This is a genomic window from Rhodococcus sp. APC 3903, assembly GCF_030407755.1.
Lineage (GTDB): Bacteria > Actinomycetota > Actinomycetes > Mycobacteriales > Mycobacteriaceae > Rhodococcus_F > Rhodococcus_F erythropolis.
In genome coordinates this window covers 1-24,485 of the sequence record NZ_JASDCV010000039.1, presented here as the reverse complement: position 1 = coordinate 24,485, position 24,485 = coordinate 1, and the positions used below count along the sequence as shown (strand labels likewise).

Genomic DNA, 24,485 nt, shown 5'->3' with positions numbered 1-24,485 from the left:
AATCGTGTGAGTCGGGTTACATTGAACACACGCAATCGATCAAAGCTTTGACTATTTAAGGTGGTTCACCGTGACATCGTTCGCATCCTCGGCTGATCTCGGCGAGAAGGAACAGACATTGGAGGTTCTCGCAGAAGGCGTGTATGCCTTGACCGCGGAGGGCGATCCCAACATCGGCGCCATCGAGGGCGAGGATTTCGTGGTCTGCTTCGAAGCCCTCGCCACCCCCGTCGCGGCGCAGAGTTGGCTCGAGAAGCTGCGTCAGCACACCGACAAGCCGGTGCGATACCTCATTCTCTCGCACTACCATGCGGTTCGAGTGCTCGGCGCGTCTGCATTCGATGCCGAGACGATCGTGGCGCACGAGAACACGTTCGCGCTCATCGAGGAGCGCGGAAAAGAAGATTGGGCAAGCGAATTCGGCCGCATGCCACGTCTGGCGAAGCAGGCCGACTCGGTGCCGGACTTGACCTGGCCGACAATGACGTTCTCCGACAAGCTGACGATCGACCTCGGCGGAGACCGCGGAAATCTCGTCCTGCAGTATCACGGGCGCGGACACACCGAAGGGGACGTCACGGCATGGGTCGACAAGCACAAGATCCTGTTCGCCGGCGATCTCGTAGAGGCGCAGGCTGCCCTCTACACTGGTGATGCCTTCCACCGCGACTGGGCAGGCAAGACGCTCGACAACGTCAAGGCGCTCGGTGCGGAGGTCTTGATCGGCGGCCGCGGCGCGGTCTCCCATGGTCAGGATGCTGTGAACGCAGCGATCGAACAAACCCGCGGATTTCTCGCGGTGATGATCCGTGAAGTCGGTGCCGTCCAGCAGCGCGGCGGAACTTTGAAGCAGGCGTTCGAGGCAACCCACGAGGCTCTGCACGAGCAGTACGGCCACTGGCCGATCTTCGAACACTGCCTCCCTTTCGACGTCTCCCGCGTCTGGGACGAATTGTCCGGCATCGAACGGCCGGTCATCTGGACCGCCGAGCGTGACCGCGAAGTGTGGGACCAGCTGCAGAGTTGACCGGTCATCCCACCGAAACCCCTTGACGACGAAAGTGCACGAGATGACGAACGAAGCCGTCCATCCCCCCGTGGTGGTGCTGGGAAACGGGCCGGTCGGGCAGACCACCGCCTTGATGCTCGCCCGGTGGGGCATCAGATCGCTGATCCTCGACAATCGGCCGGAACGCGATCCCATCGGTTCCAAAGCGATATGCCAACAACGCGACGTCCTCGAAGCGTGGGATGCAATCGGAGTGGGCCGCCAACTCGCCGACGAAGGAGTGACCTGGGGCTGCGCCCGCACCTTCTACCGCGACCACGAGGTGTTCGCGCAGACCTTCGTCGATCAAGGGGCATCCTCGTTCCCGCCGTTCGTCAACATCTCCCAGGCCCGAACCGAAGAGCTGCTCGACGTACAGATAGCGGCCAGCGATCTCGTCGAGGTGCGGTGGAACCACCACGTGGACGGCGTCCGACACGATGACTCTCGAACGTATGTCGACGTCACCACCCCACAGGGACACGTAGTTGTCGAGGCCGACTATTGCGTGGTGGCACTGGGATCGAGAGCCGGCAGGATCCGTGAACAGTTGGGCATTTCGTTCGAAGGGCGCTCCTTCGATGACAAGTTCCTCATCTGCGATATTCAGGCGGACCTTCCCGACTGGGCACACGAGCGGCGGTTCTACTTCGACCCCGAGTGGAATCCAGGTCGCCAGGTGCTGATCCACCCGTGCCCGGACTCGACCTACCGCATCGACTGGCAAGTGCCAGGCGACTACGATCTCGCAGCGGAAGAGGCTTCGGGGGATCTCGACCGAAGAATCCGACAGATCATCGGCGACGTCGAGTACACGATCACATGGAAATCTGTGTACCGCTTTCATTCTCGACTCGCTGACCGTATGCGCATGGGCCGCGTACTCCTCGCCGGCGACGCCGCACACGTCGTCTCGCCCTTCGGGGCGCGAGGTCTGAACTCCGGCGTCGCAGACGCCGAGAACGCGGCATGGAAGTTGGCGTTCGTCATCAAAGGATGGGCGAGCGCGGACCTCCTCGAGACCTACCACGACGAACGTCACGCTGCCGCGTCGGAGAACATCGACGTCACGACCGCCACGATGGATTTCCTCGTACCCCAGAACAAGGTTCAAAGCGACTTCCGCACGCGAATCCTCTCGGCGTGCGCATCGCAGGAGCAGCTCCGATCTCATGTCGACTCCGGTCGACTGGCCGAGCCGTACTGGTACACCACCTCGCCCATCATCACGCCGGACCCGGGGCACCCGTTCGCCGGACGTCCACCGAAAGGCTCGGTCCCACAACCCGGGCCCGGCATTCTCCTTCCGGATACGCCAGTTGATTCAGCCTTCACCTCAGGGGCCACGCGTCTACGCCAGATCGCGAGAGACGGACTCTTGCTCCTGGTCGGCGAGGCGGTGGATGCAGGCGAACTCAGAGACCGCGCGAGCACCGAAACGCCCGTACCCACGCGGGTAGAGCGGTTCGCTTCCCTCGACAACACCGGCGCACTCATCGACGCCATGCGTCCTGTCCCCCACGACATCTGGGTAATCCGCCCCGACTCCTACGTGAGCGCCGTGCTCGACAGCCGCCAACCCGAATTGCTCGGCCCGGCATTGCAGCGCGCAGTAGGCGCTGCGGCCACGACGAAGTCTGCGCATCCACGCCGCGCGTACGAGACGACGCCAAGCTGATCGATCTCGGCACAGCCATCGTCGGTGCCGTACCCCTCTCGGAAAGAGATACCGCCTCTGACGGTGTGGGGCCCGTTGCTCTGTCCAGGCGATTTCCTCGTGCCGACGAGCGAACCTGGTCGATGACTCTCGGCCAAGAGCTCTAGCCGAGAGCACTTCAATCTGATGTCGCAGTCACCGAGCGCCCAGTCACGGGTGGCCGGCGGGAATCTGCGACTTCGGTCCGATACTGCGTGATCAGTCTGTACGTGGAGACTGATCACGCAGTTTTTCGGTTTCTCCATCACTCGAGGTGCTTCCGGACTCGGCGGGATCGGTCGGATGACGCTGTCTCCGACGTCGTTCCGGGCGCACGGATTTCATTCGACGTCCGTCGATGCACCGGCTGCGAGGCCCGCAGAGGAGGGGGTCGGGTTATCGCGACCTGATCGCGGAACAAGGCGCGGCGCCGTGGGCGGTGGCTGCGTGCGGAGATGCCGCACGGCGTCTGTCATCGCAGACGGCCGAGATGTCGGAGTTCGGTGTCGCGACCTTGGTGCATACGGACAACACTGCCAGCGAGCTCGTGCGGCGCAAGGTTCGCGACGCCGATGTGCGTTCAGGTAGATCTGCCACATTCATGAACTTCCTCCGGACCGACATTGTGATTCTGCACGGAGCCGAATCTCGAGCGCGCGGGTGGACGCCGCCCTGCGCCTCGTCGAGCGTTCGGAGATGGCGGATCCTGTTCACGGGATGAGTGCACCGGCGCACGATGTCCGCCGGTGCACTGCCCCAGCAGTTCTCCGGCGAACAGTGAAGTAGGCGGTCTTCGGCAGATTCCCCGCGCGGCGACTGAACGCAGTGTGTGAACACCACCGTCAGAGGGTGTTCACACACGTCGAGAGATGTTGGCCGGGTCGATGGATCGAGCGGCTGACCCGCCGAGCGCAGTCACACTCAGCGAGGCACTGGGGTTGCCCCGTCGGGACGTCCGGGAGGGATGGGGCAGCTGCGGGGTCCAGAGTATTGAATGCCGGGTTCGGCTGAGGCGCTGTACTATTCGGCCATTTGCGGTACTGCGGGTGCGGGGCTCGCGGCAGCGGCGCGACGGGGCTGTGAGACGAGAATCAGCACCATCGACAGGAGCAACCCGGCAACGCTCACCGCGATCAGTGAGCCGTACCCGCCGGCGCTTTCTACCAGTCGTCCGCCCATGAAGGGGCCGATTGCGAATCCGCCACCGATCGCGATGTTCGCCAGGTTCACCAGCCTTCCGGATCGGTCCAACTCGGAGAGGGTGGACATGATGTAGGGGAGAATGAACGTCCATGTGAATTTGAACAACAGTGCTGCGACGGTGAATCGGACAAGGCCGGGCATTCCCGCCAGTAGGGCGACCGACACGGTCATGGCCAGGTAGCCGACGAGCAGATTGACGCGGGCGCTCGGTCGCGCACCGAGGACGGTGGCCACCGCCGAACCGACGATCCCCAAAACGGTGGCGATGGACAAGATCACGCTCGAGGTTTCGGTCTCGATCATCGACGCGCTCGCGATGCCGCTGACGAAGGTCCAGATCCCGCTGAGGCTGATGTAGAAAGCAAGCACCGCGATCAGACCCAGGCTCGCTCGAAGTACGAATTTGTCGGGTATCCCCGTCGTGTCCTCACCGGCGCGGGCGGCGACGATGTTGCGTTGCGGCAGGAAGCGGACGAGGGGAAGGACGACAATCATGAGGGCGGCCAGCACCCAGTACACGATGCCGATTCCGAAGGTGTCGAAGAATTTCGGAAGTACGGCCAGTCCGATCGCGCCGAAGGACAATTGTCCCATCACCCACAATCCGTACACCCGATTGCGGTCCTTGGTCTGCGCTGCAAGGGACATGCACAGGACCATCAGAGAGCCGCCCGCGAGGGAGGTGAGGAAGCGAACGACCAGGAGAGTCCCGTATTCGTCGATGAACGCTGAGCTGATGTTGCCGGCGATGAACACTGCCCCGAAAAGTGTGGACATGGTGCGGATGTTGAATCTCTTCATCCACCACAGTGCGGGGAGTGACGCGAAACTCATCGCGCCGAGCTCAATGGAGAACAGGTCGCCCGTCTGCGATGGGTTGAGCGAGAGCTGTTGTTGGAGTTGGCTTGCCACGGCAGGTGCCATGAGTAGGAGCGTGCCGACGACAGAGGAGAAGAGCACGATGAGAGCTATTCGCCCTGCGGAATTGGGGTCGGTGCTGTCGAAGGGGGTGCGGTGACCGACGAGAGTCTGGGGCATCGGATGTACTTTCGTGAGGGTGAGAGGGGTGATCACCTCATCCCGGGAGATGTCCCGGTAATGCACCGGGTCGGCGGGGTGTCAGTGAGTGGATGTGAGAAGGCGTCCGCCGGGTGGCCAGATGTACATGGTCCGGGAAGTAACTCTCAGACAATCCCGAGCTGGGTGAGGACGGAGAACTGGTCCCAATACCGTCGGGTTGCGGTGATTCGGCCGTCCTCGACTCGGTGGAGATCGCAGAAGGGGACGGCGAGAGTGCGCCCGGTGGCGTCGATGTCGACGCCGTCCGGTGCGGGCATGGGGCCGGTGTGAGTGCCGACGGCAGTGAACTCGGTGACGACGAGCCCTTGCCCTCCGCTGAAGGTGAGGTTCTCACACCGTCCATCGCGGAACGGGCGGTCCCAGTTCGTGAAGTTCTCGGCCATCCCTGCGTGTCCGGCGTGGATTTGCCCGGTGGGTAGATTCGTCCAGGTCGCGTTCGGGGTGAACGACTCGACCCACGCGTCGATGTCTCGGCTGTTCCACGCTTCGTACAGGGCGGCAACGGTTTCGATGTCCGAGCGGGCCATGGGGGTCCTCCTTGGTGCGGTTGAGTGATGAACTGCAGCTTGTGATCAGTGATCAGTGATCACTGGGCGGAGGTCGCCGAAGGTTGTGCGTGGGCATCGAAGACGGTGCGTCCTTCGAAGAGGGTGCGCAGTACCTCCGTTCCCCCGATCTGGTCGACGGGGATCTCGAAGATGTTGCGGTCGAGCACGATCAGGTCCGCCGACTTTCCCAGGCGATGGTGCCTTGCATCTGTGCGCGACCGACGACCTTCGCGCCGCCGACAGTCAACAACTGCACGGCGGTGGGCAGATCCACGGAGTCGTGTCCGTGCTGCAACATCCCCTGCAGCGCGGGGAAGAGATTCGGATCCGAGGTGATGATCCAGTCGGACCCGATCGTCATCGTGGCGCCTGAATCGAGGATGGTTCGGAACTTGAACGCCTCGTCGTGTCCGGGAAGATCGAGATGCCAGATCGCCGGTGACATTTCGGCCACGACGCCGAGCCTGCCGAACCTTGCGTAGTCGTCGTCGTGGATGAATGGGCAGTGCGCGATTTCGTGTACCGGGCCATCGCTGCCGTTGCTCAGGCGGACCGCCTCGAATGCGTCGAGCGCGGCGCGCACGGACCCTTCGCCGGCGCAGTGGATCTTCACCGACAATCCGGCAGCATCGAACCGGCTCAGGACCTCGGCGAGTTCGTCGTCGGCCACGAGGATGTTCGCCTCGTCGACCGTGCCGCGAGCATCGAGGTCTGCTTGGGTCATGTGCGGCGGCAGAGGTGATCCGTCGAGCCAGATCTTGATGCGCCCGGTGTCGAGGTGCGTACTGGCAAAGCTCGCGCGGTCGGCGATGGTGCGGTCGAGTTCAGCTGTGGTTGCCATACCGAACCCTTCTTCTCTCCAGACCAGATGCGCAGCGACATGCAGATTCAGGTTTCCGGCGTTGTCGAGGTCCCGGTAAGCGGTGAGCGCTTGCGGGGATGCGGAGGCTTCTTGAACCGAGGTGATGCCGTAGCGGTGGCAGACCGACGCTGCCCATGCGAGAGCGTCGCGGTAGACCTCTGCGCGGTAGTCGGGCATGGCGCGCATCACCGGCCATCGGGCGGTTTCGACGAGTTCTCCGGTCAGCTCCCCTGTTCCGGGCCGACGGATCAGCCGGCCGCCGGGCGGGTCGATCGAATCGTCGGAGAGGCCGGCGATTTCGAGTGCTTTGGTGTTGACTAGGGCATGGTGGATTGTGTAGTCGTAGAGGAAGACCGGCTGGTCGGGGAAGGCCTCGTCGAGGAACGAGCGGTCCAGTTCGCCCTCGGCGAAGGCGGCAGGAAGAAATTCTCCGCCGACGATCCACGGCTGCGTGCCCTCGTCGACGAGGGCAGCGCACCCGCAGTGGTGGAGGTCGTGCACGATCTCCGCGGGGGTGCCACCCGACGGCAGGCGAGCCTCGAACCGAAACTTCAATCCGCTGAACAGAAGATGGGTGTGGGCATCGTGCAGCCCCGGCATCGCCATACGGCCTTCGAGGTCGATGAACTCGGTTCCCTCCGGAGCTGCCGAACGGACCTCTTCGTCGGAACCGACGAGGATGAAGGTGCCGTTGTCGATCAGCACGGCCTGCACCCACGGAGCAGTCGGGTCGACAGTGTAGATGCGGCCGTTGAGCAACGCGGTGGGCATCGTTCCTACTTTCATTGGGGGAGTGGACATGTGCTTGAGTGCGACCGGAACCGGTCAGGAATCGGAAGAGAAGTCGAGTGCTCCGACTGCGGAGCGCGCCAGGTTTCCGAAGTCGGAGACGAGCGCGGTGCCGTTGACAGGAGCACTGACCGGTGAGGCGAGAAACAACGCGTGGCCGGCGAGCTGCTGCGCTGACATGACCGGCAGCTTCGAGCCCGCGAAGCCGTCGGCGCGACCGAGGTCGGCCCGGGACATCGGGGTGTCGACGAGACCCGGGCACAAGGCATTCACTCGTACCCGCGGATGGTCGACCGACAGTGATCGCGTCAACATCAGCACCGCGCCCTTCGAGGTGCTGTAGGGCGCCATGCCCTCGAACGCGACCAGAGCGGAGTCGGATGCAAGGAAAACGATGGTGCCCACGTCACTGCTCTGCAGGTGGCTGACGGTGTGTTTGGCAAGGAGAAAGTTTCCCCGCACGTTCACTGCCATGACCCGGTCCCACTCGTCGACGCTGACCCGGTCGGCACGTATGCCCACCGGGCCGGAGATTCCGGCGCACCCGAGGACGGTGTCGAGGCGACCGAAGATGCCGAGTGCGTGGTCGACGGCGCGACGAACCTGGGATTCGTCGGTGATGTCGGCGTGGACGAAATCGACGCTCTTGCCCAGTGCTCGCAGCTTGTCGGCAACCGCTTGTCCTTCCAGGTTCTGGTCGACTATGAGCACTCGCGCGTTTTCGGCTGCGAGCGCGTCGACGCAGGCACGGCCGATTCCCGATGCGCCCCCGGTCACCAAGGCAACGCGGTCGTTCAGATACAGATCCATCGAAGAGGTCCTCGCTGTGGGACTGGTCAGACCAGGTTCGGGGAGAGGGAGAATCGCGGGTCGAAGCCCACGGTGCCGGCGTCCACGGCGCTGTGACCGCCGTCCACAGGCAGGACCGCAGCGTTGACATACGACGCCGAGGGGGAGAGCAGCCAGGCGATGGCGGCGGCAACTTCCGTGGCCTGCGCCGGGCGGGCGAGCGGTACGAGCGCGGAGGCGAGGTCGTAAGCCTGCTCGGCGTTCAGGCCCCGCTCAGCGCCGAGTTCCGCCATTTCTTCGTCCGCCATCTCCGTGCGAGTCCACCCGGGGCACACCACGTTTGCGCGGACCCCTCGCGGACCGTAGTCGATTGCCACGGACTGCAGCAGCATGCTCAAACCTGCCTTGGTCGCGTTGTATCCGCAGTTGCCTCCTGAGGCGCGTAGCGCACTGACCGAAGACACTCCCACGATCGCTCCCCGGCTTTCGATCAGGTGGGGTAACGCGAGATGAAGCAGCCGGTAGGGCGCGGTGAGGTTCGTCTCGACCATTGCCTCCCAATCGGATTCGGTCAAGTCGCCGACCCCGCCCGCTCGGACCAGCCCGGCGTTGAGCACTACCGCGTCGAGTCGACCGAACCGGGCGAGGATGAAATCGATCAGTCCGCGAACGGCTGCGGGATCGGTGGTGTCGGCGACGACGGGTGCGCCCCGGTGGCTTCGGCTGTCCGGTCGAGGGCGTCCGCTCGTCGACCACAGATCACGACGGTCCACCCCTCGGCGCTCAACACCTCTGCTGTGGCCGCGCCGATGCCGCTCCCTCCGCCCGTCACGAGAGCGACGCCCCTACTGCGGGGAGGTGAGGGGGGATTGTTCTCGGTCATCGTGCATGCCCTTCCGTGAAGGAGTTGTGAAAACCGCAGACGGTGTTGCGGTGAGAGACCACCTGCGCCCTGTCTGGTGGCGTAGGGCGCTCCGTGGACTATCAATGGTTTGACTATCCATATGGATAGATGTGATCGATGACACAAATATGCCTGATGCTGCGTAACTAGTCAAGTGGATAGGAGCACATTTTTCGTGGGCTGTTGCAGCTGGGCTTCGGCGGGAGGTATTCGGCCCGAGCGGTCGCAGATGTCGCTACGCCTGCAGGTATATGCGTCGCTCACGGGCGCAGGTTGATGGCCGCGAGATCGGTGCCCACGTGGAAGATGCCGTTGTAGTTCTGCCGTGCTGCTGCCCAGCGCTCGCGGGGTGGCTCAGCAGGGACGAGGTGGTGGAGCGCGAGCTGCCGAGCACCGAGGTCGTCGGCGAACTGACCAAGTTCGTTCGAGGGCATGTGCGCACTCATGAGGTGTTGGCGTAGTGAATCGTTGCCGTTGAGTTCGTAGAGCTCGTTGATGTAATCGATGTCGATGACTTCGTGAAGAAGGAGGTCGGTGTCGGCGGCCAAGACGGCGAGATTCGCCGATTTCCCGGTGTCGCCGGAGATCACGACGGATCCGTCGTCGGTGTCGAAACGATAGGCGAAGGCCGGGAACACCGGGAAGTGATTGACGAGGGTGGCCGTGACGCGCACACGGTCGTCCTCGTAGACAGGGAAAGGGGCCATGGCAGGCATGCTCTCGAGTGTCTCGATTCCGATGTCGATATTGGGGATCGCGATGTCGTGAACATTGATCAGGCTCCGCAGATCCTTGAACCGATTGTCGCGGACGCGGTCGTTGATGTCGCTGGCGTAACCCGAGAACACCGCATCGGTGAGGTCGGTGATACCGGGCATCGGATTGCTCGGGTTCGCGGGCGGGGGCGGTTGACTACCGGAATATGGGGTGGTCAGCGAGTTGCGTCGGCCGGGGCCGAACACTTCCACCGGTCGGTTGACCGCTTGCAGCCCCACCCACCACCCGTAGTTGAACATCTTGAAGTAGTCGATCGCATGATCGGAGTGCATGTGCGTGACGAAAAGTCCACGCAGCGTGCGGAATTGCTGATTGGCGCTTTCGTCGGTCGGGTTTGCTCGGAAGTACTGCTCCGGCGCCCGGTCGCCGGTGTCGACGACGTATACGGCGTCGCCGACGACGACCGCTGTCGATATCCCGGTTGTGTTCTGGCGGGGGTACCACGAGGGACCGCCCGCTGTACCGAGAAGAACGACATGCGGCCGCCTCTTGTCGACGTCGCCGGTGACCCCGAGAGCCGAGTCGGTAGAGGCAGTCCCTGTCGATGGTGAGCAGCCAGAAGCGAAGGTGGCGGCGCCGAGGGCGCCGAGGGCGCCGGCAATGACGGATCGGCGAGATGGCCGTGAGCTTTCAGTGGCGTTGAGGCACATAGCTTTTCCTTTCGAGACAAAGATTGGTCGATGGAGCTTCTCGCATCGGCTCGCCCTGGGCATTGATGCGAGATGGCGACTCGCTCACGCAAGCTGTCGCACGTGCCCGCCATGTCTTCGCTCAGAGGGTCGGCGAAAGGCGGGTGTGCTGAGAGGGAGCCGATCGTGCACGCCATTCTGGGCAGGGCAGGGCGCCTTGATGAAGTGGCCGCGACACCACGGGCACTCGAAGACCCCCACGGAAGAGTGTGATCGGTGGCACAAATATGCCCGACCCTGTAAAGCTAGTCAAGTGGATAGATATTCGGCACAGGCTAAACCGCGACAATCCTCGCCTAACGGCGCCGGCGGTCGATCCGGATAGGCTCGAATCCATCCAGGACGAGTGGCCACCACAACCCCCCAGAAGAGATCGAGACGAAATGACCACAGTTGACCCCGCTCCCACGCGAAGCTCCCCGAAGTACGGCGAGGGCCGCCGCGCGTTGTTGGCAGCTGCGGTCCACGTAGTCGCCGGACAAGGGCTGCGAAACTTGACGTATCGGGCCCTCGCGCGGGAAGCGAAGGTGACCCATGGGTTGGTCGCACACCATTTCGGTACACGCGATGCTCTGATCGAAGCCGCACTGGAGTTCTCGGTGGAAAACAGTGTCGCCTCGATCAGTACTCGACCGGGCACCGGCGATCCCGAGGCGATCTTTGCCGGTCTGATTCAGCTGGTCGAAGCCAATCCTGACGACCAGGCCTTCCAATACGAACTGATCCTCGAATCGCGACGTCGTCCGGAACTACGTCCACACGTCGAATCGCTCTACCGCACTTACCGATCGGCGCTTCGTGAGGAATTGGCGCACGGTGGAATCGAATGCGACGAAGTGATGGCCCACGCTTTCATCGCGGCGGCAGACGGCCTGATCTTCCAGCAGATCGCCCTCGGGCACTCCGATTTCAACGAATCAGCGCTTGCATATCTACGTCGCTTTCTGCAATCACTGATCGAATAGGAGTTTTCGTGTGTGGTCTGGGAAGCCGCTCGAAGTGTGTGCGTACCGCTGTGGGGATGTCGAGATCGGTGGCTACTCGGGTGAGGGAGCCCTTCGGCGATGTCGCGGAGTTTGGTGTTGGTGTATTGGGAGTACCAGACGAGGACGACGACCGAGCGGGTGTGCCCGTGGGTGTCGATGATGCGGTGGCGGCTGCTGAATGCTCCGCCGGAGGTGCGGATGGTGTGCAGGGTGTGGGCGACGTGGTCCCTGTCGTCGGGGTGTTTGTGGGAGAACAGCAGTTCGGTGGCCGGGGTGGCGGGTCGTATCCGTGCGTGCGGGCTGGTCCAGGAGATAGATGCCGGACGATTCCGATATCCCGAAAAATGACCGACACGGCACTGAATAGGCACTCGCATGGAGGGGCGCAATCTGGTCTCAGTGCGCCCAGGACTTCGCCGCCGGCGCCGTCATCGACCGATTCGGACAACTCGAACCCACGGTGCTCATCGCCGCCGACGGCTACTCCTACAACGGCCGCAGCTACGACCGGCGCCCGGAGGTGCACGAGGTCCGCGCGGGACTGCCCACCCTGACACACTATCGTCGTCGACCACCACGTCGAGAACGCGTACGCCGACCACGCCGACGACCCGGTAGTGCTGTTGTGGAGCGACGTCATCACCGCCAAGGTGACCCTGCAGTTCGACAAGGTCCCGTTCGCACAGCCCCTCTAGGTATTGTTCTCCTCCGGCAGCACCGGCCTGCCCAAGGGCATCGTGCACGGTCACGGCGGCATCCTGCTCGCCCTGCTCTCCCTCATCAGCCTGCACATGGACCTCGCAACTTCACCGTCAATGCCATTGCACCGGGGCCGTTCGAGTCGAAGAGGATGGCGCCGATTCTCGCCGAAGTGGGTGAGGAGGTGGCAGCAGCCTCACCGCTCGGCCGAATCGGAAGGCCCGACGACGTGATCGGGACGGTGGTGTACCTCTCCAGCCGCGCGGGTAGCTACCTCACCGGAGCCGTGATCCCGGTGGACGGAGGCATAGCCACCACCCTCTGAGGGGACGAGCGTCGCGTGCTCATGGCGGCCACTATTTGCCCCTCCGCCACTCGGGTTCTGGCCGAAGACGGTAGGCCGACAAGACCAATAGTTGGCGCCAGTCGCTGGGCCAGTTCGTAGTTTGCAAATGTCTGCGACCCGTACGCTGCGGGCAGGTCGAATGCCGCTCTCAATTACTCAGGACGGTTCGCCGACCGGGATGGGTTGCGGCTCCGAGCTTTGCCGCCAACTCACCCCGCGGGCAGCTCGCCGATCTGGAGCTGCGGCGCCGACTGCCTGCTCGCCGCGGAGTCCATGCCGGAGGTTGCCGCGGCAGGAACCTACGCTGGCCGCCGAGATCAGACGGTTGCGACGCCTGGGATGTTGAAGTAGCGGACCACCGATGCGATCAACGATTTCCTTCCCCACCACGCAGCCGTGGGCGCCTGCTTAACCGAAACTTGCGATGGCCAACCGCATCTCTTCGGCCAGTTCATCCGGTTGTGACAAAAACGGTGAATGTCCCGCGTTTAGTCGAGCAACTCTGCCAGTGCGATTGCTCATCGATTCCTGGAATATGGGAGCGAGTCCGGCGTCGCGCTCACAAATGATGTAGCTGGTTGGAACGTATTTCCAGACGACGTCCTGCAGCGAATAGTTGCCTACCTCGAGGCTTTGATGGTTAAGACGCGCAATATACTGAGTCGCCAAAGCGGGGTCCACATCATTGTAGAAAATTTGCGCGGGTCGAAGTGCATCCATGTACCCGTCTTCAGGGTGGACATCCCACCAATCAGGCAGACCCCGTTCTTCCGCTACCGCCGCGGCCGCAGACTGGCCTGAATCGAGAACCCACGCGGCGATATAAATAACTCCTACTACATTGCTCAGTCCACAGAGGGCCTCACTTGTGGGCATTCCGCCGTAAGAGTGCGCGACCGCCACTACCGGGCCATCTATCGTTTCGACCATTGTCCGGATAGTTGATACGTCGTCCTGGAAGGTACCTAGTTCGCGCACGTCGGGCCCGGAAGAGGGTAGATCGACCGCTTCAATCGCGAAATCGGTGAGTCTGGTGCGCATCTGGTCCCACACCCATGCGCCGTGCCACGCGCCGTGAACTAGGCAAAGTGTTGGATTTTCTGCGATGTTCGACATGTATCCTTCTTTCAGCAGGTAAATATGAATAAAGAGACGGACAGAGAAGGGGAGTGGTAAACGCTACGCGACCAATATTATGGTGATGCGCTAATTTAGAAATCCTTTTCGAATATCTACAAGTGGAGTTTTGGCGATGTGGCCGACGGGCTGAGATGGTTTATTGAGTTCTAGGTGTTTCATATTGCGGACAGAATAGTCCTCCATTTCCCATGACCTCCAGTCCTAGGTGCCTGCTTTGTGATTCAGACTCGCTTGCCGGAGGTCCTCCGGCGCGGTCGCCCGCTGTTCGGTGGTGTTCGTAACAACCGTGGCAAGATTTCGCTTGGAGTGTTCTGGAAGTGTGAGCACGGCCCACCCACTGGCGGCGGCAGCGATTACCAGGAACAAGGCGACCGGCCAGGTGTTGGTGGCTCCGTCTGCCGCAGCTAGTAGCGAGGTCGCGATCAGCGGCGAGAATCCGGATCCGACCGTCTGTGCGAGCTGGTAACTGGTGGAAACGCCGGTGTAGCGCAGATCGGTGGTGAACAACTCGGTGAGCATGACCGGTGCGACCCCGGTGATCGATGGCATAACGAAGCCGAGGTAGAGCGAGATGCTGATCACCATGATCACCGAATTCCCGAGATTGACGAGATGGAAGATCGGGAACGCGAGAACGGCCGTCGCAACGATGCCGACGATGATGACCGGGCGGCGTCCGATTCGGTCGGACAGTGCGGCGTAGATCGGCGTCATGAAGATGCTCAGGAGGGTTCCGAGCAGGGTGGCCGCCAGCGCCGTGGACCGGGAGTAACCGATCGTCGGGGCGTAGGAAATGATGAAGATTCCGAAGATGCCCATGCCGCAGTAGGGGCCGATCTGGAACAGAATGGACTTGAACAAGATGGCGGGATTGGCGCGCACCAGCGCCAGAATCGGGGTCCCCGTCGCCGGGGTACTGACGGCCGCGCGGTTGTCTAGAAAGACGGGACTCTCCTGGATCCGTGCCCGGAAGTACATCCCCAGGGCCAGGAGCGCGAAGCTGCAAAGAAATGGCACCCGCCAGCCCCAGCTCAGCATTTGATCCTCTGGCAGCGAGGCCACCCACAGCATGGCGCCGGTGGCGATCACCGAGCCGGTCGGAGCACCCATCGCGGCGGAGCTGCTCGCGAGTCCACGCTTGCTGGTGGCTGCATGCTCGGAGACCATGAGGACGGCCCCGCCGTACTCGCCGCCGACCGCGAAGCCCTGGATGAGGCGTAGGAAGACCAGCAGAAGCGGTGCAGCAGGCCCGATTTGGCCGTAGGTGGGGAGAATACCGATAAGACCACTGGTCAAGCCCATCACGACCATGGTCACGAGCATGACGTTCTTGCGGCCGACCCGATCGCCGAAGTGTCCGAAGACCATGGCGCCGACAAAGCGGGCAGCGTAGCCGGCCGCGAGGGTGGACAGCGCGACGATCGTACCGATCACCGGGCTCAGATTCGTGAAGAAGACCTTGTTGAACACGAGTGCGGCAGCGGTGCCGTAGAGCAAGAAGTCGTAGTACTCGATGGTGGTGCCGAGATAGCTCGACAGCGCCACGCGGCGCACATCGGCACGGGATCGAACCGGGTTGTCGGTACTCATGGCCGTCCTTCCGGAGAGGGCGAGGGAGAGTTCGTGGAGCGTGGCGGGACGAAAGCGTCGGCCTACGACGTGACTGGCCTCACATCGAGGCATGCCAGGGACCGTACATCACATTCAAGATTGAATTCAATAGTCGACAGGGATTGAATTCAATCTTGAATTCGATGTATGGTGTGAGTCACACAGCGACGACACCGTGATCCGTCGCCCTTCGAGTCCAAGGATGAAAATGGTTGCCTCCTCTGCAGATCGCCCCCTTGCCGCCGCGACGGCCGTCGCCGATCGCTTCTCCGCCGCCACCGTGCACGAGGCGGCCGGACGCGTCGGTGCCTTGCCGGCCCGCTTGCGGCCCGCGTATCCGGCGGCTGCGGTGTACGGCCCAGCATTTCCGGTGCTGTGTCCGGGAGGTGACAACTTGTGGTTGCACCGCGCGGTCGCCGAGGCCGCACCCGGTGATGTCCTGGTCGTGCAGACAACTTCTACCGACGAATACGGTTACTGGGGAGAGATCCTCAGCGAGGCCGCCCGCGCCCGCAGCCTGAGCGGACTGGTCCTCGACGGTGGAGTTCGAGACCTCGGCGCACTCGAGCGTGTCGGGTTTCCGGTGTTCTCGTCGTCGATCTGCATCAAGGGCACAGTCAAGGACCCCGACGGGTCCGGTCGCCTCGGTGGCCCGATCCGGATCGGTGACGTACGCATCGAACACGGCGATCTGATCGTCGGCGACGAGGACGGGGTCGTGGCCATACCGCAGCACCGGTGGCCCGAAGTCCTGAAGTCCTCCCGCGAGCGCGACGACAAGGAAACGGGAATTATCGCCGAAATACGTTCCGGCGCATCGACTCTCGACCTCTACTCGTTGCCGCGCTGACAACCGAGCCATCCCGAACCCGAGCAACGTTTACTGCCGGGGCACAGACCCGAAAAGGAATGTCATGAAGATTACCGATACCCGCTCCGGCGCTGGAGAAGGTGCGAGATGAGCAAGATCGTCGCCGTGGCCGGTACCTCACACAGTCCGATGCTCGGCATGGAACCGCAGCGGATGTGGCGCCTGCGCGCCGAGAACGACGCCGACAACGACTACGACCTCTTCGACCAGAAAGGCGACATCCGCAGTTTCGGCGAACTGGTCGCCGCCGCCGGTGGACGCTACGACGACGAGTTATCGCTCGACGTCTGGAATGAGAAGTACGGCAACGCCCTTGCGTGCGTGGACCGTTTGCGTGAGGAACTGATCGAGCTGAAGCCGGATCTGCTCGTGGTGATCGGCGACGATCAAGAGGAGCTTTTCACCCCACGCAACCAACCGGCGATCGCGGTGTACTACGGGGAGAAGATCGAGACGCACAAGCCCATCGACATGGGTAATGCGTTGCTCAGCGAGGTCCAGCACAACCTCGGGATGGACGGCGAGGTCTACCCCGCTCACCCGCAGGCCGCACTGCACATCATCAAAGAGCTCATTTCCCGCGACTTCGACATCGCGACCAGCTCGGAAACCGAAACCGAAGGTGGCTTCGGGCATGCCTTCGCCTGGGTGGTCGGACGGATGCTCAAGAACATCACCATCCCGATGGTGCCGGTCCTGATCAACACTTATTACCCGCCCAACCAGCCCACACCCGCCCGCTGCTACGACCTGGGCCAGGCACTGGCGGAGGCGGTCGACTCGCTAGCCGGCGATCTCCGCGTCGCGGTGGTCGCCTCCGGTGGACTGAGCCACTTCGTCGTCAACGACGAACTCGACCGCCAGATTCTCGAGGCCATGCGCACCCACGACGAAACCACGTTGCGCACTTTGCCGGTGGAACAACTCGATTCCGGTACCTCCGAGGTCCGGAACTGGATCGCGGCCGCCGGAGCCGGTCGACACCTCGCCCACCGGTGGAGCACCTACATTCCGGCCTGGCGCAGCGCCGCCGGCACCGGGGTCGGTCTGGCATTCGGACTCTGGTCATGAGCGATCACCGCGAGCGGCTGGCTGCCCTGGACACCTGCGCGGTGTCCGACGCCCTGGACTCACTCGGTGTGCCGGGCGCCGCGCTCGGTATCCACGCCATTGCCAACGACCGGCGGATCGCCGGAACCGCCATCACCGTCGACCTCGTCGAAGCCGGCACCACCACCGCGCCGCGTCACCTGTGCACTGCGGCCGTCGACGCGAGCGCACCCGGCACGGTGATCGTCGTGGCCCACCACGGCCGCACCCACGTGGCGGGCTGGGGCGGTGTCCTCTCCGCCGGCGCGGTCGCAAGTGGCACCGAGGGCGTTGTCGTCGATGGGGCGGTACGTGACCTCGACGAGGCGCGCCAGTTCGGGCTGACCCTCTACGCCGCTACCTCGGTTCCGGTCACCGCCCGCAAGCGAGTGGTCGAACGTGACTGGAACGTTCCCGTCGAGATCGCCGGAATCACCGTCCACCCAGGCGATTACATCCTCGCCGATGGTAGCGGTGTCGTTATCGTCCCGCGAGAGCGCATCGACGAAGTGCTCACCGTCGCCGAGTCCATCGTCGCGAAAGAAGCGGAAATGCTGCGCCGCGTGAAGCTCGGCGAATCGCTGGCCGCCGTGATGAGCGCCAACTACGAAACCATGCTCGATCGAAAGGCCCCCTGATGACCGACGACATCCGCTCCGAACTATCGCGGCTCGACACCAGTCACCTGAGCGATGCCCTCGACAAACTCGGCCTCAACGGCCAATGCGCCGGCCTGCTTCCCCTGGACCGCACGACCCGCCTCGTCGGCCGGGCCTTCACGGTGCGCTACGTCCCGGTCGGTGACGACGGAGGAACCGTCGGCGACTACATCGACGACCTAGAACCGGGAACAGTGGTCGTACTCGACAACGCCGGTCGCCTCGACACCACCGTGTGGGGTGATCTGCTGACCGCCACCGCCTCCCACAAGGGGTTGGCCGGCACCGTCATCGACGGCGTCTGCCGGGACTCCGACTGCGCGGTCGAGCTGAGCTACCCGGTTTTCAGTCGGTCACGGTGGATGCGCACCGGCAAGGACCGCGTCCGCGTCGACGGCTACAACGTGCCGGTGAACATCGGTGGTGTTCGTGTCGAACAGGGCGACTGGCTCGTCGGTGACGCCGACGGTGTCGTCTCGATTCCCACCCGCCAGGCGGCGGCAGTGATCGAGACCGCGATCCGGATCCGGGAGACCGAAGACCGCATCCGCGGTGCCGTCCGAGCCGGGCACAGCCTGGTTGCGGCCCGCGAACTCCACGGCTATCACACCCTTCAGACCCGCGAGGTGACCCGATGAGCGCACCCGACACCGCCGAAGTTGTGGTTATCGGTGGCGGGCCCGCCGGCCTCACCGCCGCAATCGAACTCGCCCAGCTCGGTGTCGACGTCACGGTGTTCGAACGCCGGGCGACCACCTCGCACCTTCCTCGCGCGCATCTGCTCAACCAACGAACGATGGAGATCTTCGACGCCATCGGGGTCGCCGACGACGTGTACGAGATGTCGCCACCGGAGGACCGTTGGCATCGTGTCGGCTGGTACACCTCACTGGCGGGGGACCGGCCGGGCCAGGGCCGCGAGATCGGGCACATCCACGCCTGGGGCGGCGGCCCCGACACGGACCGCTATGCCGCGGCCAGCCCCAACCGCTACGCCAACGTTCCGCAGATGCGCCTGGACCCCCTCCTGCGCCGACACGCCGAACGGCAGTGCCCCGGCCGCATCCACTACGGCCACGAGGTCACCGACGTGCGCACCACGACAGACGGAGTCGAAGTCGCCGTGATCGAAACCGAGACCGGCGCAACGCGAACGGTGCAGGCTCGATACGCCATCGGTGCCGATGGCGGACGGTTGGTCAGCTCCCTGCTCGGCGTCGAGATGCAGGGACCCACACAGCTACTCGACATGGTCAGCATGCACGTCACCGCCGACCTGACCCGGTGGATCCGCGACGACCAGGTCCTTCTGTACTACTTCATCGACCCCCTCGGCAACGGCGGATTCCGCGGTTCGATGTGCGCGATGGGCCCGGACACCTGGGGCTCGGAATCCCGCGAGTGGGCGTTCCACCAGGCCTTCCCCTGGGGCTCGAAGGAGGCCATGGACGAAACGACCCTCAAGGACCGCTTCCGAGACATCATCGGCATCCCGGACCTCGTGTTCGACGTCCACGCAATCTCCCATTGGGAGTTCGAAGGCGTCACCGCCGACCGATACCGAGTCGGCAACGTCTTCCTCGTCGGCAATGCTGCACACCGTCACCCACCCACCGGCGGTCTCGGACTCAACACCGCCGTCCAGGACGTGGACAACCTGTGCTGGAAGCTCGCGCAGGTGCTGCGGGAACAGGCCGGAGCCGACCTTCTGAACACCTACGAGAGCGAACGCCGCCCCGTCGGGCTGTTCAACGTCCGCCACTCACTCGAGAACGCCGGCGGTCACCGCAAGATCGCGGCCGCACTCGGGATCACACCGGAAATCTCGGCCGAGGACGGCTGGAAGGAGATCGACACCTGGCTCGCCCCCGGCCCAGCCGGTGACGAACGCCGCCGACTCGTCGCGGCCGCGGTCGCCGACAACGGCGACGACTACAGCCAACTCAACGTCGAAGCGGGATTCGCCTACGACAGCGGTGCGGTCATTCCCGACGGAACCGAACCGCCGCACACGCACACCTCGTTGCGCGACTACACGCCCACCACCCGGCCGGGGCACCACCTCCCCCACGCCTGGGTACACGGGCGGGGACTGCGCGTGTCGACGCTCGGACTCGTCCATCGCGCCGACTACACCCTGCTCGTCGACCCGGCGCACGCGCAGACATGGCGCACCGCCGCGGAGAAGATCGGTGTGCCGGTCGACGTGGTCGCGATCGGATCGGCCGATCCGGCTTCCGGCCCGAGTTGGGGCCGTCTCCGCGAAGTCGACGCCGAAGGGGCGATTCTGGTCCGCCCGGATCGGCACATCGCCTGGCGTACCACCACCATGCCCGCAGATCCCGCAGCGGAGCTGGCAGTAGCTCTGCAGTCCCTGCTCTCACGAAATGAGGTTCACGCATGAGTGCACCGGAGGTCGTCCAGGCCCGTGGGCACGCTCTCGCGGACCTGCTGCACCGCAGCGCCGCCCGCTACCCCGGCAAGACCGCACTGATCGGTTCAGATCGCTCCTTCGACTTCCGTGAGCTGCACGCCGCGGTCGATCGGACGGCCGCCGCGCTGGCCCGCCGCGGCCTCGTGCACGGTGACCGGTTGGCCATCCTGTCCCGCAACAACTGGCAGTATGTGGTCGTCACCTACGCCGCCGCTCGACTCGGTGTCGTCCTGGTTCCGATCAACTTCATGCTCAAAGCCGAGGAAGTCGCCTACATCCTCGACCACAGTGGCGCACAAATCGTGATCGCCGAACGGGATCTGCAACCCCTGGCAGCCAAGGCCCTCGCCGAACTCGGCCTAACCCTGTCGGTGCAGGCGACGATCGGCGAACTGGAGGACGCCGCAGGCTGGGACAACTTCACCACCTGGGTCGACGAGCCGGGTTCCGCACCGGACGTTCTAGTCGCCGACGACGACCCCGTCCGGATCATGTACACCTCCGGCACCGAGTCCCGGCCGAAGGGTGCCCTGCTGTCGAGCCGGGCGCTGATCAGCGAGTACGTCAGCTGCATCGTGGACGGCGGAATGGCCGCGGACGACATCGATCTGCACACCCTGCCGCTGTACCACTGCGCCCAGATGGACTGCTTCCTCGGCCCCGACGTCTACCTCGGCGCCACCAGCATCGTGCTACCCGGACCCGAACCCGCAGCGGTCCTCGCGGCGATCGAAACCCACAAGGTCACGAAGTTCTTCGCCCCACCGACGGTGTGGATCTCGCTTCTGCGCGCACCCGAGTTCGACACTTCCGATCTCAGCTCGCTGCGCAAGGGCTACTACGGGGCCTCGGCCATGCCCGTGGAGGTGCTCCGTGAGATCCGGACCCGACTTCCGCAGGTGCAGCTGTGGAACTTCTACGGGCAAACCGAACTGTCCCCGGTCGCAACAATTCTCGGACCTCACGAACAAGAGTCCCATGCCGGTTCGGCGGGACGCCCGGTCCTCAACGTCGAAACCGTCGTCGTCGACGACGACGATCGTCCGGTCCCCCCGGGAACGGTCGGCGAGATCGTGCACCGCAGCCCCCAGGCCACCCTCGGCTACTGGCGAGACGAAGCCAAGACGGCCGAGGCCTTCCGCAACGGCTGGTTCCATTCCGGGGACCTCGGTGTCTTCGATGACGAAGGCCGTCTGACCGTCGTCGACCGGAAGAAGGACATGATCAAGACCGGCGGCGAGAACGTCGCCAGCCGGGAAGTCGAAGAGGCGATCTACCTGCACCCGGACGTCGCCGAGGTCGCCGTCTTCGCTGTGCCACACCCGAAGTGGGTCGAAGCGGTATGCGCGGTCGTTGTACCCAGACCCGGAGCCGACCTCGACGAAGCCACGGTGCTGGCACACTGCGCGACCCGCCTGGCCGGGTTCAAAGTCCCCAAACACCTGGTCGTCGCCGACTCACTACCGAAAAATCCCAGCGGAAAAATCCTCAAACGCGACCTGCGAACCACATTCGCCGATCTGGCACACAAGGAGCGATAGCCGATGTCTCGTCGTTCGATCGAAGTTCCGGGCCTGCATCACGGCAAGGCACCGATTCCACAAGCCGCCTTGGTCGGGCCGCTGCTGACGTCCAGCGGGATCAACGGCCTCGACCCCGACAGCGGCACCGTGCCCGGCTCGGTGGACGAGCAGGTCGCACTGATCTTCGCCAATATCGGGCGCATCATGGACGCCGCCGGCGGAACCACCGCGGACATCGCCAAGTGCACCTTCTTCGTCCGTGACCGCGCTGCACGCTCCGCCATCGATCCCTACTGGGTCGAGATGTTCCCCGACGAGTCCAGCCGCCCCGCCCGGCACACCCTCGAATACGCCCTCGCCGACCCGCTGCTCGCCCAGTGCGAACTGATCGCCTACCTGGACAAGTCATAACCGCTGCACATCACCACCCGACCGCCCAACATCGAACACAAGAGGAAACCATGATTATCGACGCTCATGCCCATGTCGTCGCGCCCGACGGACTGTATGCCTACCGAGCAAATCTGATGGCCGACGGAGGCTATTTCATCGGCCAGCCCAAGATCAGCGACGATGCTCTGGCCGCGTGCGCTCAGAGCAATGTCGACACCATGGATGCGGTCGGCACCGACATCCAGCTGCTCTCGCCGCGCCCGTACTACCAGGGGCACTCCATGCAGCCCACCCGGTTGGTGGACGCATGGATCCGCGCCAACAACGACGTCATCGCCCGCACCGTCGAGCTGCACCCGACACGATTCGCCGGTGTGGCCGGGCTTCCGATCACGCCCGGAGAACCGGTCGAGCGGGCGTTTGAAGAACTGCGGCGGGCTGTCGAGGAACTCGGATTCGTCGGTGTCACCGTCAACCCCGATCCGCACGAAGGAACCGGCACCGGTCCCGCGCTCGGGGACCCCTACTGGTACCCGCTCTTCGAGCAGCTCGTCGAGCTCGACGTGCCGATGCAAGTGCATTCCGCCGGTTGCTACAACGGTCGCGAAACCTACAGTGAGCACTTCATCACCGAGGAATCCATCGCCATCCTGTCGATGATCCGCGGCAAGGTCTTCGACCGCTTCCCGACGCTGAACGTGATGATCTCTCACGGGGGCGGGTCGGTGCCGTATCAGCTCGGCCGGTGGCAGGCCGAACACCTGCATCCCGCACTGGGCGGCGACCCGCAGGCACCCCGCTTCGAGGACAAGTTGAAGAACTTCTACTTCGACACCGTCCTGCATTACCCGCCGGCGTTGAAACTCCTCCTCGAAACCGTCGGATCCGACCGGGTGCTCTTCGGCACCGAACGGCCCGGCAGCGGGTCGACGACCAACCCCGAGACCGGGCGTCCGTTCGACGACCTCAAGCCGGTCATCGAAGGGTTCGGCTTCCTCGACGAGACCGACCGCCGGGCGGTCTTCGAGGAGAACGCCCGGCGGGTCTTCCCCCGGCTGAAGGCCTGACCGCCGACCCTCCCGTGGCGTGGCCCGCGACGAGTTCGCGGGCCACGCCCGGTCCGCCACTCAGGTCGGACAGGACCGTGAGACCATGGAGCTTCAACAAACGGAACGAGAAGGGGCTGGGATGAGCACCCGGGTGGGGACAGAACGAATCATCGCCGAGCTACGGAAACTGATCCTTCTCGGCGAGCTTCTGCCCGGTGAGCAGCTCCGGCAAGAGGAGCTGTCCCAACGACTCGGTGTAAGCCGCGTGCCGCTGCGGGAAGCGTTCCTCGTGCTCGCCAACCAGGGCCTACTCGTGCACCGGCCGAACCAGGGCTTCGTCGTGGCGAAGCGCACCGCCTTCGAGTTGAATCAGCTCCACATGCTGCACGCTCTCCTCGAAACCGAGCTGAACGCCTCCATCCACTGGCCGGACAAGGCCGCGCTAGAGCATCTGCGCAGCCTCAATGCGGAGATGGGTGAGAAGGTCGATAGATCAGAGGTGGTCGAGTTCATCGACCTGAACCACGAATTCCACCTCTCAGTGTGGAGACTCTCACCGCTGAACCTCGTGATCACCGAAGTCGAACGGGTCTGGGCGCTCTCCGACGCATACTTCGCCAGCAACTACGCCTCACCCGAGCGGCGAGCCCAAGCCGTTGAGCACCACGCACACATCATCGATGCTCTCCAATCGCAGGACATGGAACTCTTCCAAAAAGTCTCGGCCGAACATCGAGACGACACCCGCGGCGGCGCCGACGCCGCACTGACCCGCGATCGTGCATGAGAACGAGCCAGGCCACTCTCAACCTCACCCGCACGTCTCGGACGTGCCCGACCGGTGGATATGAGCCGACCACTCGGGCCGAGGCGGCGCACCGACGTGCCGATCTCGCGGTGACCTGGCTCCATGCCGACCCCAACCGCCGGGACACGGTCATCAGCCGACACCACTGTCGGCATGCGAACCCGGGCAACCGGCATTCGACGCCGCCTGCAGAGTCTGCGGCGACGGACCCATCCTCGCCGGCGCTCGCCGAGCAAGCGAAGAACGGCACCCTCACGGAGCCGGTTCAACGATGGCTCACGGCAGCGGAAGGGCAGTCACACCGGATCTCTTATGCCCGGGCCACGCATACGCCGCGGACTGACCCCCAGGACGACCACGCTGGCCTACCTGGTGCCGGCCGAGCCCGACCGCCCACTGCGCCTCACCCGCTTCGGTACAACTGTTGCCGCCGCGGTGGGGTCTATCTCGCTAACGGTGTTTCGGCGGGTTTTCCATCAGTAAGTTTCCGAT

The 24,485-nt window shown here is 63.9% G+C and carries 20 protein-coding genes and 3 pseudogenes; 13 read left to right on the top strand and 10 right to left on the bottom strand.

Features of this window, described 5'->3' with window-relative positions:
- Nucleotides 1-70: 70 nt before the first annotated feature.
- Together QMA15_RS30525 and QMA15_RS30520 are read left to right on the top strand one after the other, a co-directional pair.
- Nucleotides 71-1,027 (top strand): MBL fold metallo-hydrolase, encoded by a 957-nt coding sequence (locus QMA15_RS30525; protein WP_290288386.1) that lies wholly within the window; start codon nt 71-73, stop codon nt 1,025-1,027.
- On the top strand, nt 993-2,726 hold the full coding sequence (locus QMA15_RS30520) for an FAD-dependent monooxygenase (RefSeq protein WP_290288384.1): 1,734 nt from the start codon (nt 993-995) through the stop codon (nt 2,724-2,726). The genes QMA15_RS30525 and QMA15_RS30520 overlap by 35 nt, the downstream gene beginning before the upstream one ends.
- Nucleotides 2,727-3,764: 1,038 nt before the next feature.
- Here the strand turns inward: QMA15_RS30520 and QMA15_RS30515 are convergent.
- The 7 genes and pseudogenes from QMA15_RS30515 to QMA15_RS30485 all read right to left on the bottom strand — a co-directional run bounded on the left by QMA15_RS30515 (nt 3,765) and on the right by QMA15_RS30485 (nt 10,346).
- Complete coding sequence (locus QMA15_RS30515) at nt 3,765-4,985, bottom strand: MFS transporter (RefSeq protein WP_290288382.1); 1,221 nt, start codon at nt 4,983-4,985, stop codon at nt 3,765-3,767.
- 146 nt (nt 4,986-5,131) lie between these two features.
- On the bottom strand, nt 5,132-5,554 hold the full coding sequence (locus QMA15_RS30510) for a nuclear transport factor 2 family protein (protein WP_290288379.1): 423 nt from the start codon (nt 5,552-5,554) through the stop codon (nt 5,132-5,134).
- Between the two features lie 59 nt (nt 5,555-5,613).
- Entirely contained in the window at nt 5,614-5,742 is a 129-nt protein-coding gene (locus QMA15_RS30505; protein ID WP_290288377.1) for a hypothetical protein, read from the bottom strand.
- A 2-nt stretch (nt 5,743-5,744) separates the two neighbouring features.
- Entirely contained in the window at nt 5,745-7,223 is a 1,479-nt protein-coding gene (locus QMA15_RS30500) for an amidohydrolase family protein (RefSeq protein WP_290288376.1), read from the bottom strand.
- A 39-nt stretch (nt 7,224-7,262) separates the two neighbouring features.
- Nucleotides 7,263-8,036 (bottom strand): SDR family oxidoreductase, encoded by a 774-nt coding sequence (locus tag QMA15_RS30495; protein WP_290288374.1) that lies wholly within the window; start codon nt 8,034-8,036, stop codon nt 7,263-7,265.
- Between the two features lie 26 nt (nt 8,037-8,062).
- Nucleotides 8,063-8,898: pseudogene (locus tag QMA15_RS30490) on the bottom strand (SDR family oxidoreductase).
- Between the two features lie 281 nt (nt 8,899-9,179).
- Nucleotides 9,180-10,346: an MBL fold metallo-hydrolase gene (locus QMA15_RS30485; RefSeq protein ID WP_290288372.1), complete on the bottom strand. Its 1,167-nt coding sequence runs from the start codon at nt 10,344-10,346 to the stop codon at nt 9,180-9,182.
- Nucleotides 10,347-10,768: 422 nt separating this feature from the next.
- Here QMA15_RS30485 and QMA15_RS30480 point away from each other — a divergent pair, with 422 nt between their 5' ends.
- The gene (locus QMA15_RS30480) at nt 10,769-11,350 is read left to right on the top strand and encodes a TetR/AcrR family transcriptional regulator (RefSeq protein ID WP_290288369.1); all 582 of its coding nucleotides are present in this window, start codon (nt 10,769-10,771) and stop codon (nt 11,348-11,350) included.
- A 143-nt stretch (nt 11,351-11,493) separates the two neighbouring features.
- Here QMA15_RS30480 and QMA15_RS30475 read toward each other — a convergent pair.
- Nucleotides 11,494-11,643 (bottom strand): annotated as a pseudogene (locus tag QMA15_RS30475) (transcription antitermination regulator); the annotation flags it as partial.
- Nucleotides 11,644-12,164: 521 nt separating this feature from the next.
- Between QMA15_RS30475 and QMA15_RS30470 the strand changes: the two are divergent.
- Nucleotides 12,165-12,395 (top strand): annotated as a pseudogene (locus tag QMA15_RS30470) (SDR family oxidoreductase); the annotation flags it as partial.
- A 429-nt stretch (nt 12,396-12,824) separates the two neighbouring features.
- Here the strand turns inward: QMA15_RS30470 and QMA15_RS30465 are convergent.
- Together QMA15_RS30465 and QMA15_RS30460 are read right to left on the bottom strand one after the other, a co-directional pair.
- Complete coding sequence (locus QMA15_RS30465) at nt 12,825-13,532, bottom strand: alpha/beta hydrolase (RefSeq protein WP_290288367.1); 708 nt, start codon at nt 13,530-13,532, stop codon at nt 12,825-12,827.
- Nucleotides 13,533-13,757: 225 nt separating this feature from the next.
- Nucleotides 13,758-15,146, bottom strand: a complete 1,389-nt coding sequence (locus QMA15_RS30460; RefSeq protein ID WP_290288363.1) for an MFS transporter — start codon at nt 15,144-15,146, stop codon at nt 13,758-13,760.
- Nucleotides 15,147-15,375: 229 nt separating this feature from the next.
- Between QMA15_RS30460 and QMA15_RS30455 the strand changes: the two genes are divergently transcribed.
- The 9 genes from QMA15_RS30455 (at nt 15,376) to QMA15_RS30415 (ending at nt 23,972) form a co-directional block, all read left to right on the top strand.
- On the top strand, nt 15,376-16,017 hold the full coding sequence (locus QMA15_RS30455; protein ID WP_290288361.1) for a 4-hydroxy-4-methyl-2-oxoglutarate aldolase: 642 nt from the start codon (nt 15,376-15,378) through the stop codon (nt 16,015-16,017).
- 108 nt (nt 16,018-16,125) lie between these two features.
- Complete coding sequence (locus QMA15_RS30450) at nt 16,126-17,109, top strand: hypothetical protein (RefSeq protein WP_290288358.1); 984 nt, start codon at nt 16,126-16,128, stop codon at nt 17,107-17,109.
- Complete coding sequence (locus QMA15_RS30445; RefSeq protein WP_290288355.1) at nt 17,106-17,765, top strand: demethylmenaquinone methyltransferase; 660 nt, start codon at nt 17,106-17,108, stop codon at nt 17,763-17,765. The genes QMA15_RS30450 and QMA15_RS30445 overlap by 4 nt, the downstream gene beginning before the upstream one ends.
- The gene (locus QMA15_RS30440; protein ID WP_290288352.1) at nt 17,765-18,424 is read left to right on the top strand and encodes an RraA family protein; all 660 of its coding nucleotides are present in this window, start codon (nt 17,765-17,767) and stop codon (nt 18,422-18,424) included. The genes QMA15_RS30445 and QMA15_RS30440 overlap by 1 nt, the downstream gene beginning before the upstream one ends.
- The gene (locus tag QMA15_RS30435; RefSeq protein WP_290288350.1) at nt 18,421-20,190 is read left to right on the top strand and encodes an FAD-dependent oxidoreductase; all 1,770 of its coding nucleotides are present in this window, start codon (nt 18,421-18,423) and stop codon (nt 20,188-20,190) included. Before QMA15_RS30440 ends, QMA15_RS30435 begins: the two co-directional genes overlap by 4 nt.
- The gene (locus QMA15_RS30430) at nt 20,187-21,761 is read left to right on the top strand and encodes a fatty acyl-CoA synthetase (RefSeq protein ID WP_290288347.1); all 1,575 of its coding nucleotides are present in this window, start codon (nt 20,187-20,189) and stop codon (nt 21,759-21,761) included. The genes QMA15_RS30435 and QMA15_RS30430 overlap by 4 nt, the downstream gene beginning before the upstream one ends.
- Before the next feature lie 3 nt (nt 21,762-21,764).
- Nucleotides 21,765-22,154, top strand: a complete 390-nt coding sequence (locus tag QMA15_RS30425) for a RidA family protein (RefSeq protein WP_290288345.1) — start codon at nt 21,765-21,767, stop codon at nt 22,152-22,154.
- Nucleotides 22,155-22,204: 50 nt separating this feature from the next.
- Nucleotides 22,205-23,203 carry an amidohydrolase family protein gene (locus QMA15_RS30420; RefSeq protein WP_290288342.1) on the top strand — a complete coding sequence of 333 codons (999 nt, stop codon included), beginning with the start codon at nt 22,205-22,207 and terminating at the stop codon, nt 23,201-23,203.
- 121 nt (nt 23,204-23,324) lie between these two features.
- Nucleotides 23,325-23,972: a GntR family transcriptional regulator gene (locus tag QMA15_RS30415; RefSeq protein WP_290288340.1), complete on the top strand. Its 648-nt coding sequence runs from the start codon at nt 23,325-23,327 to the stop codon at nt 23,970-23,972.
- Nucleotides 23,973-24,485 lie beyond the last annotated feature (513 nt).

Excerpts from the sequence above, each read along its gene's own strand:
- QMA15_RS30420 (WP_290288342.1), top strand. The coding sequence starts at position 22,205 with ATGATTATCGACGCTCATGCCCATGTCGTCGCGCCCGACGGACTGTAT.
- QMA15_RS30510 (WP_290288379.1), bottom strand. The coding sequence starts at position 5,554 with ATGGCCCGCTCGGACATCGAAACCGTTGCCGCCCTGTACGAAGCGTGG.
- QMA15_RS30485 (WP_290288372.1), bottom strand. The coding sequence starts at position 10,346 with ATGTGCCTCAACGCCACTGAAAGCTCACGGCCATCTCGCCGATCCGTC.
- QMA15_RS30440 (WP_290288352.1), top strand. The coding sequence starts at position 17,765 with ATGACCGACGACATCCGCTCCGAACTATCGCGGCTCGACACCAGTCAC.
- QMA15_RS30445 (WP_290288355.1), top strand. The coding sequence starts at position 17,106 with ATGAGCGATCACCGCGAGCGGCTGGCTGCCCTGGACACCTGCGCGGTG.
- QMA15_RS30515 (WP_290288382.1), bottom strand. The coding sequence starts at position 4,985 with ATGCCCCAGACTCTCGTCGGTCACCGCACCCCCTTCGACAGCACCGAC.
- QMA15_RS30460 (WP_290288363.1), bottom strand. The coding sequence starts at position 15,146 with ATGAGTACCGACAACCCGGTTCGATCCCGTGCCGATGTGCGCCGCGTG.
- QMA15_RS30415 (WP_290288340.1), top strand. The coding sequence starts at position 23,325 with ATGAGCACCCGGGTGGGGACAGAACGAATCATCGCCGAGCTACGGAAA.
- QMA15_RS30480 (WP_290288369.1), top strand. The coding sequence starts at position 10,769 with ATGACCACAGTTGACCCCGCTCCCACGCGAAGCTCCCCGAAGTACGGC.
- QMA15_RS30495 (WP_290288374.1), bottom strand. The coding sequence starts at position 8,036 with ATGGATCTGTATCTGAACGACCGCGTTGCCTTGGTGACCGGGGGCGCA.
- QMA15_RS30455 (WP_290288361.1), top strand. The coding sequence starts at position 15,376 with ATGGTTGCCTCCTCTGCAGATCGCCCCCTTGCCGCCGCGACGGCCGTC.
- QMA15_RS30430 (WP_290288347.1), top strand. The coding sequence starts at position 20,187 with ATGAGTGCACCGGAGGTCGTCCAGGCCCGTGGGCACGCTCTCGCGGAC.
- QMA15_RS30450 (WP_290288358.1), top strand. The coding sequence starts at position 16,126 with ATGAGCAAGATCGTCGCCGTGGCCGGTACCTCACACAGTCCGATGCTC.
- QMA15_RS30500 (WP_290288376.1), bottom strand. The coding sequence starts at position 7,223 with ATGAAAGTAGGAACGATGCCCACCGCGTTGCTCAACGGCCGCATCTAC.
- QMA15_RS30425 (WP_290288345.1), top strand. The coding sequence starts at position 21,765 with ATGTCTCGTCGTTCGATCGAAGTTCCGGGCCTGCATCACGGCAAGGCA.
- QMA15_RS30435 (WP_290288350.1), top strand. The coding sequence starts at position 18,421 with ATGAGCGCACCCGACACCGCCGAAGTTGTGGTTATCGGTGGCGGGCCC.
- QMA15_RS30465 (WP_290288367.1), bottom strand. The coding sequence starts at position 13,532 with ATGTCGAACATCGCAGAAAATCCAACACTTTGCCTAGTTCACGGCGCG.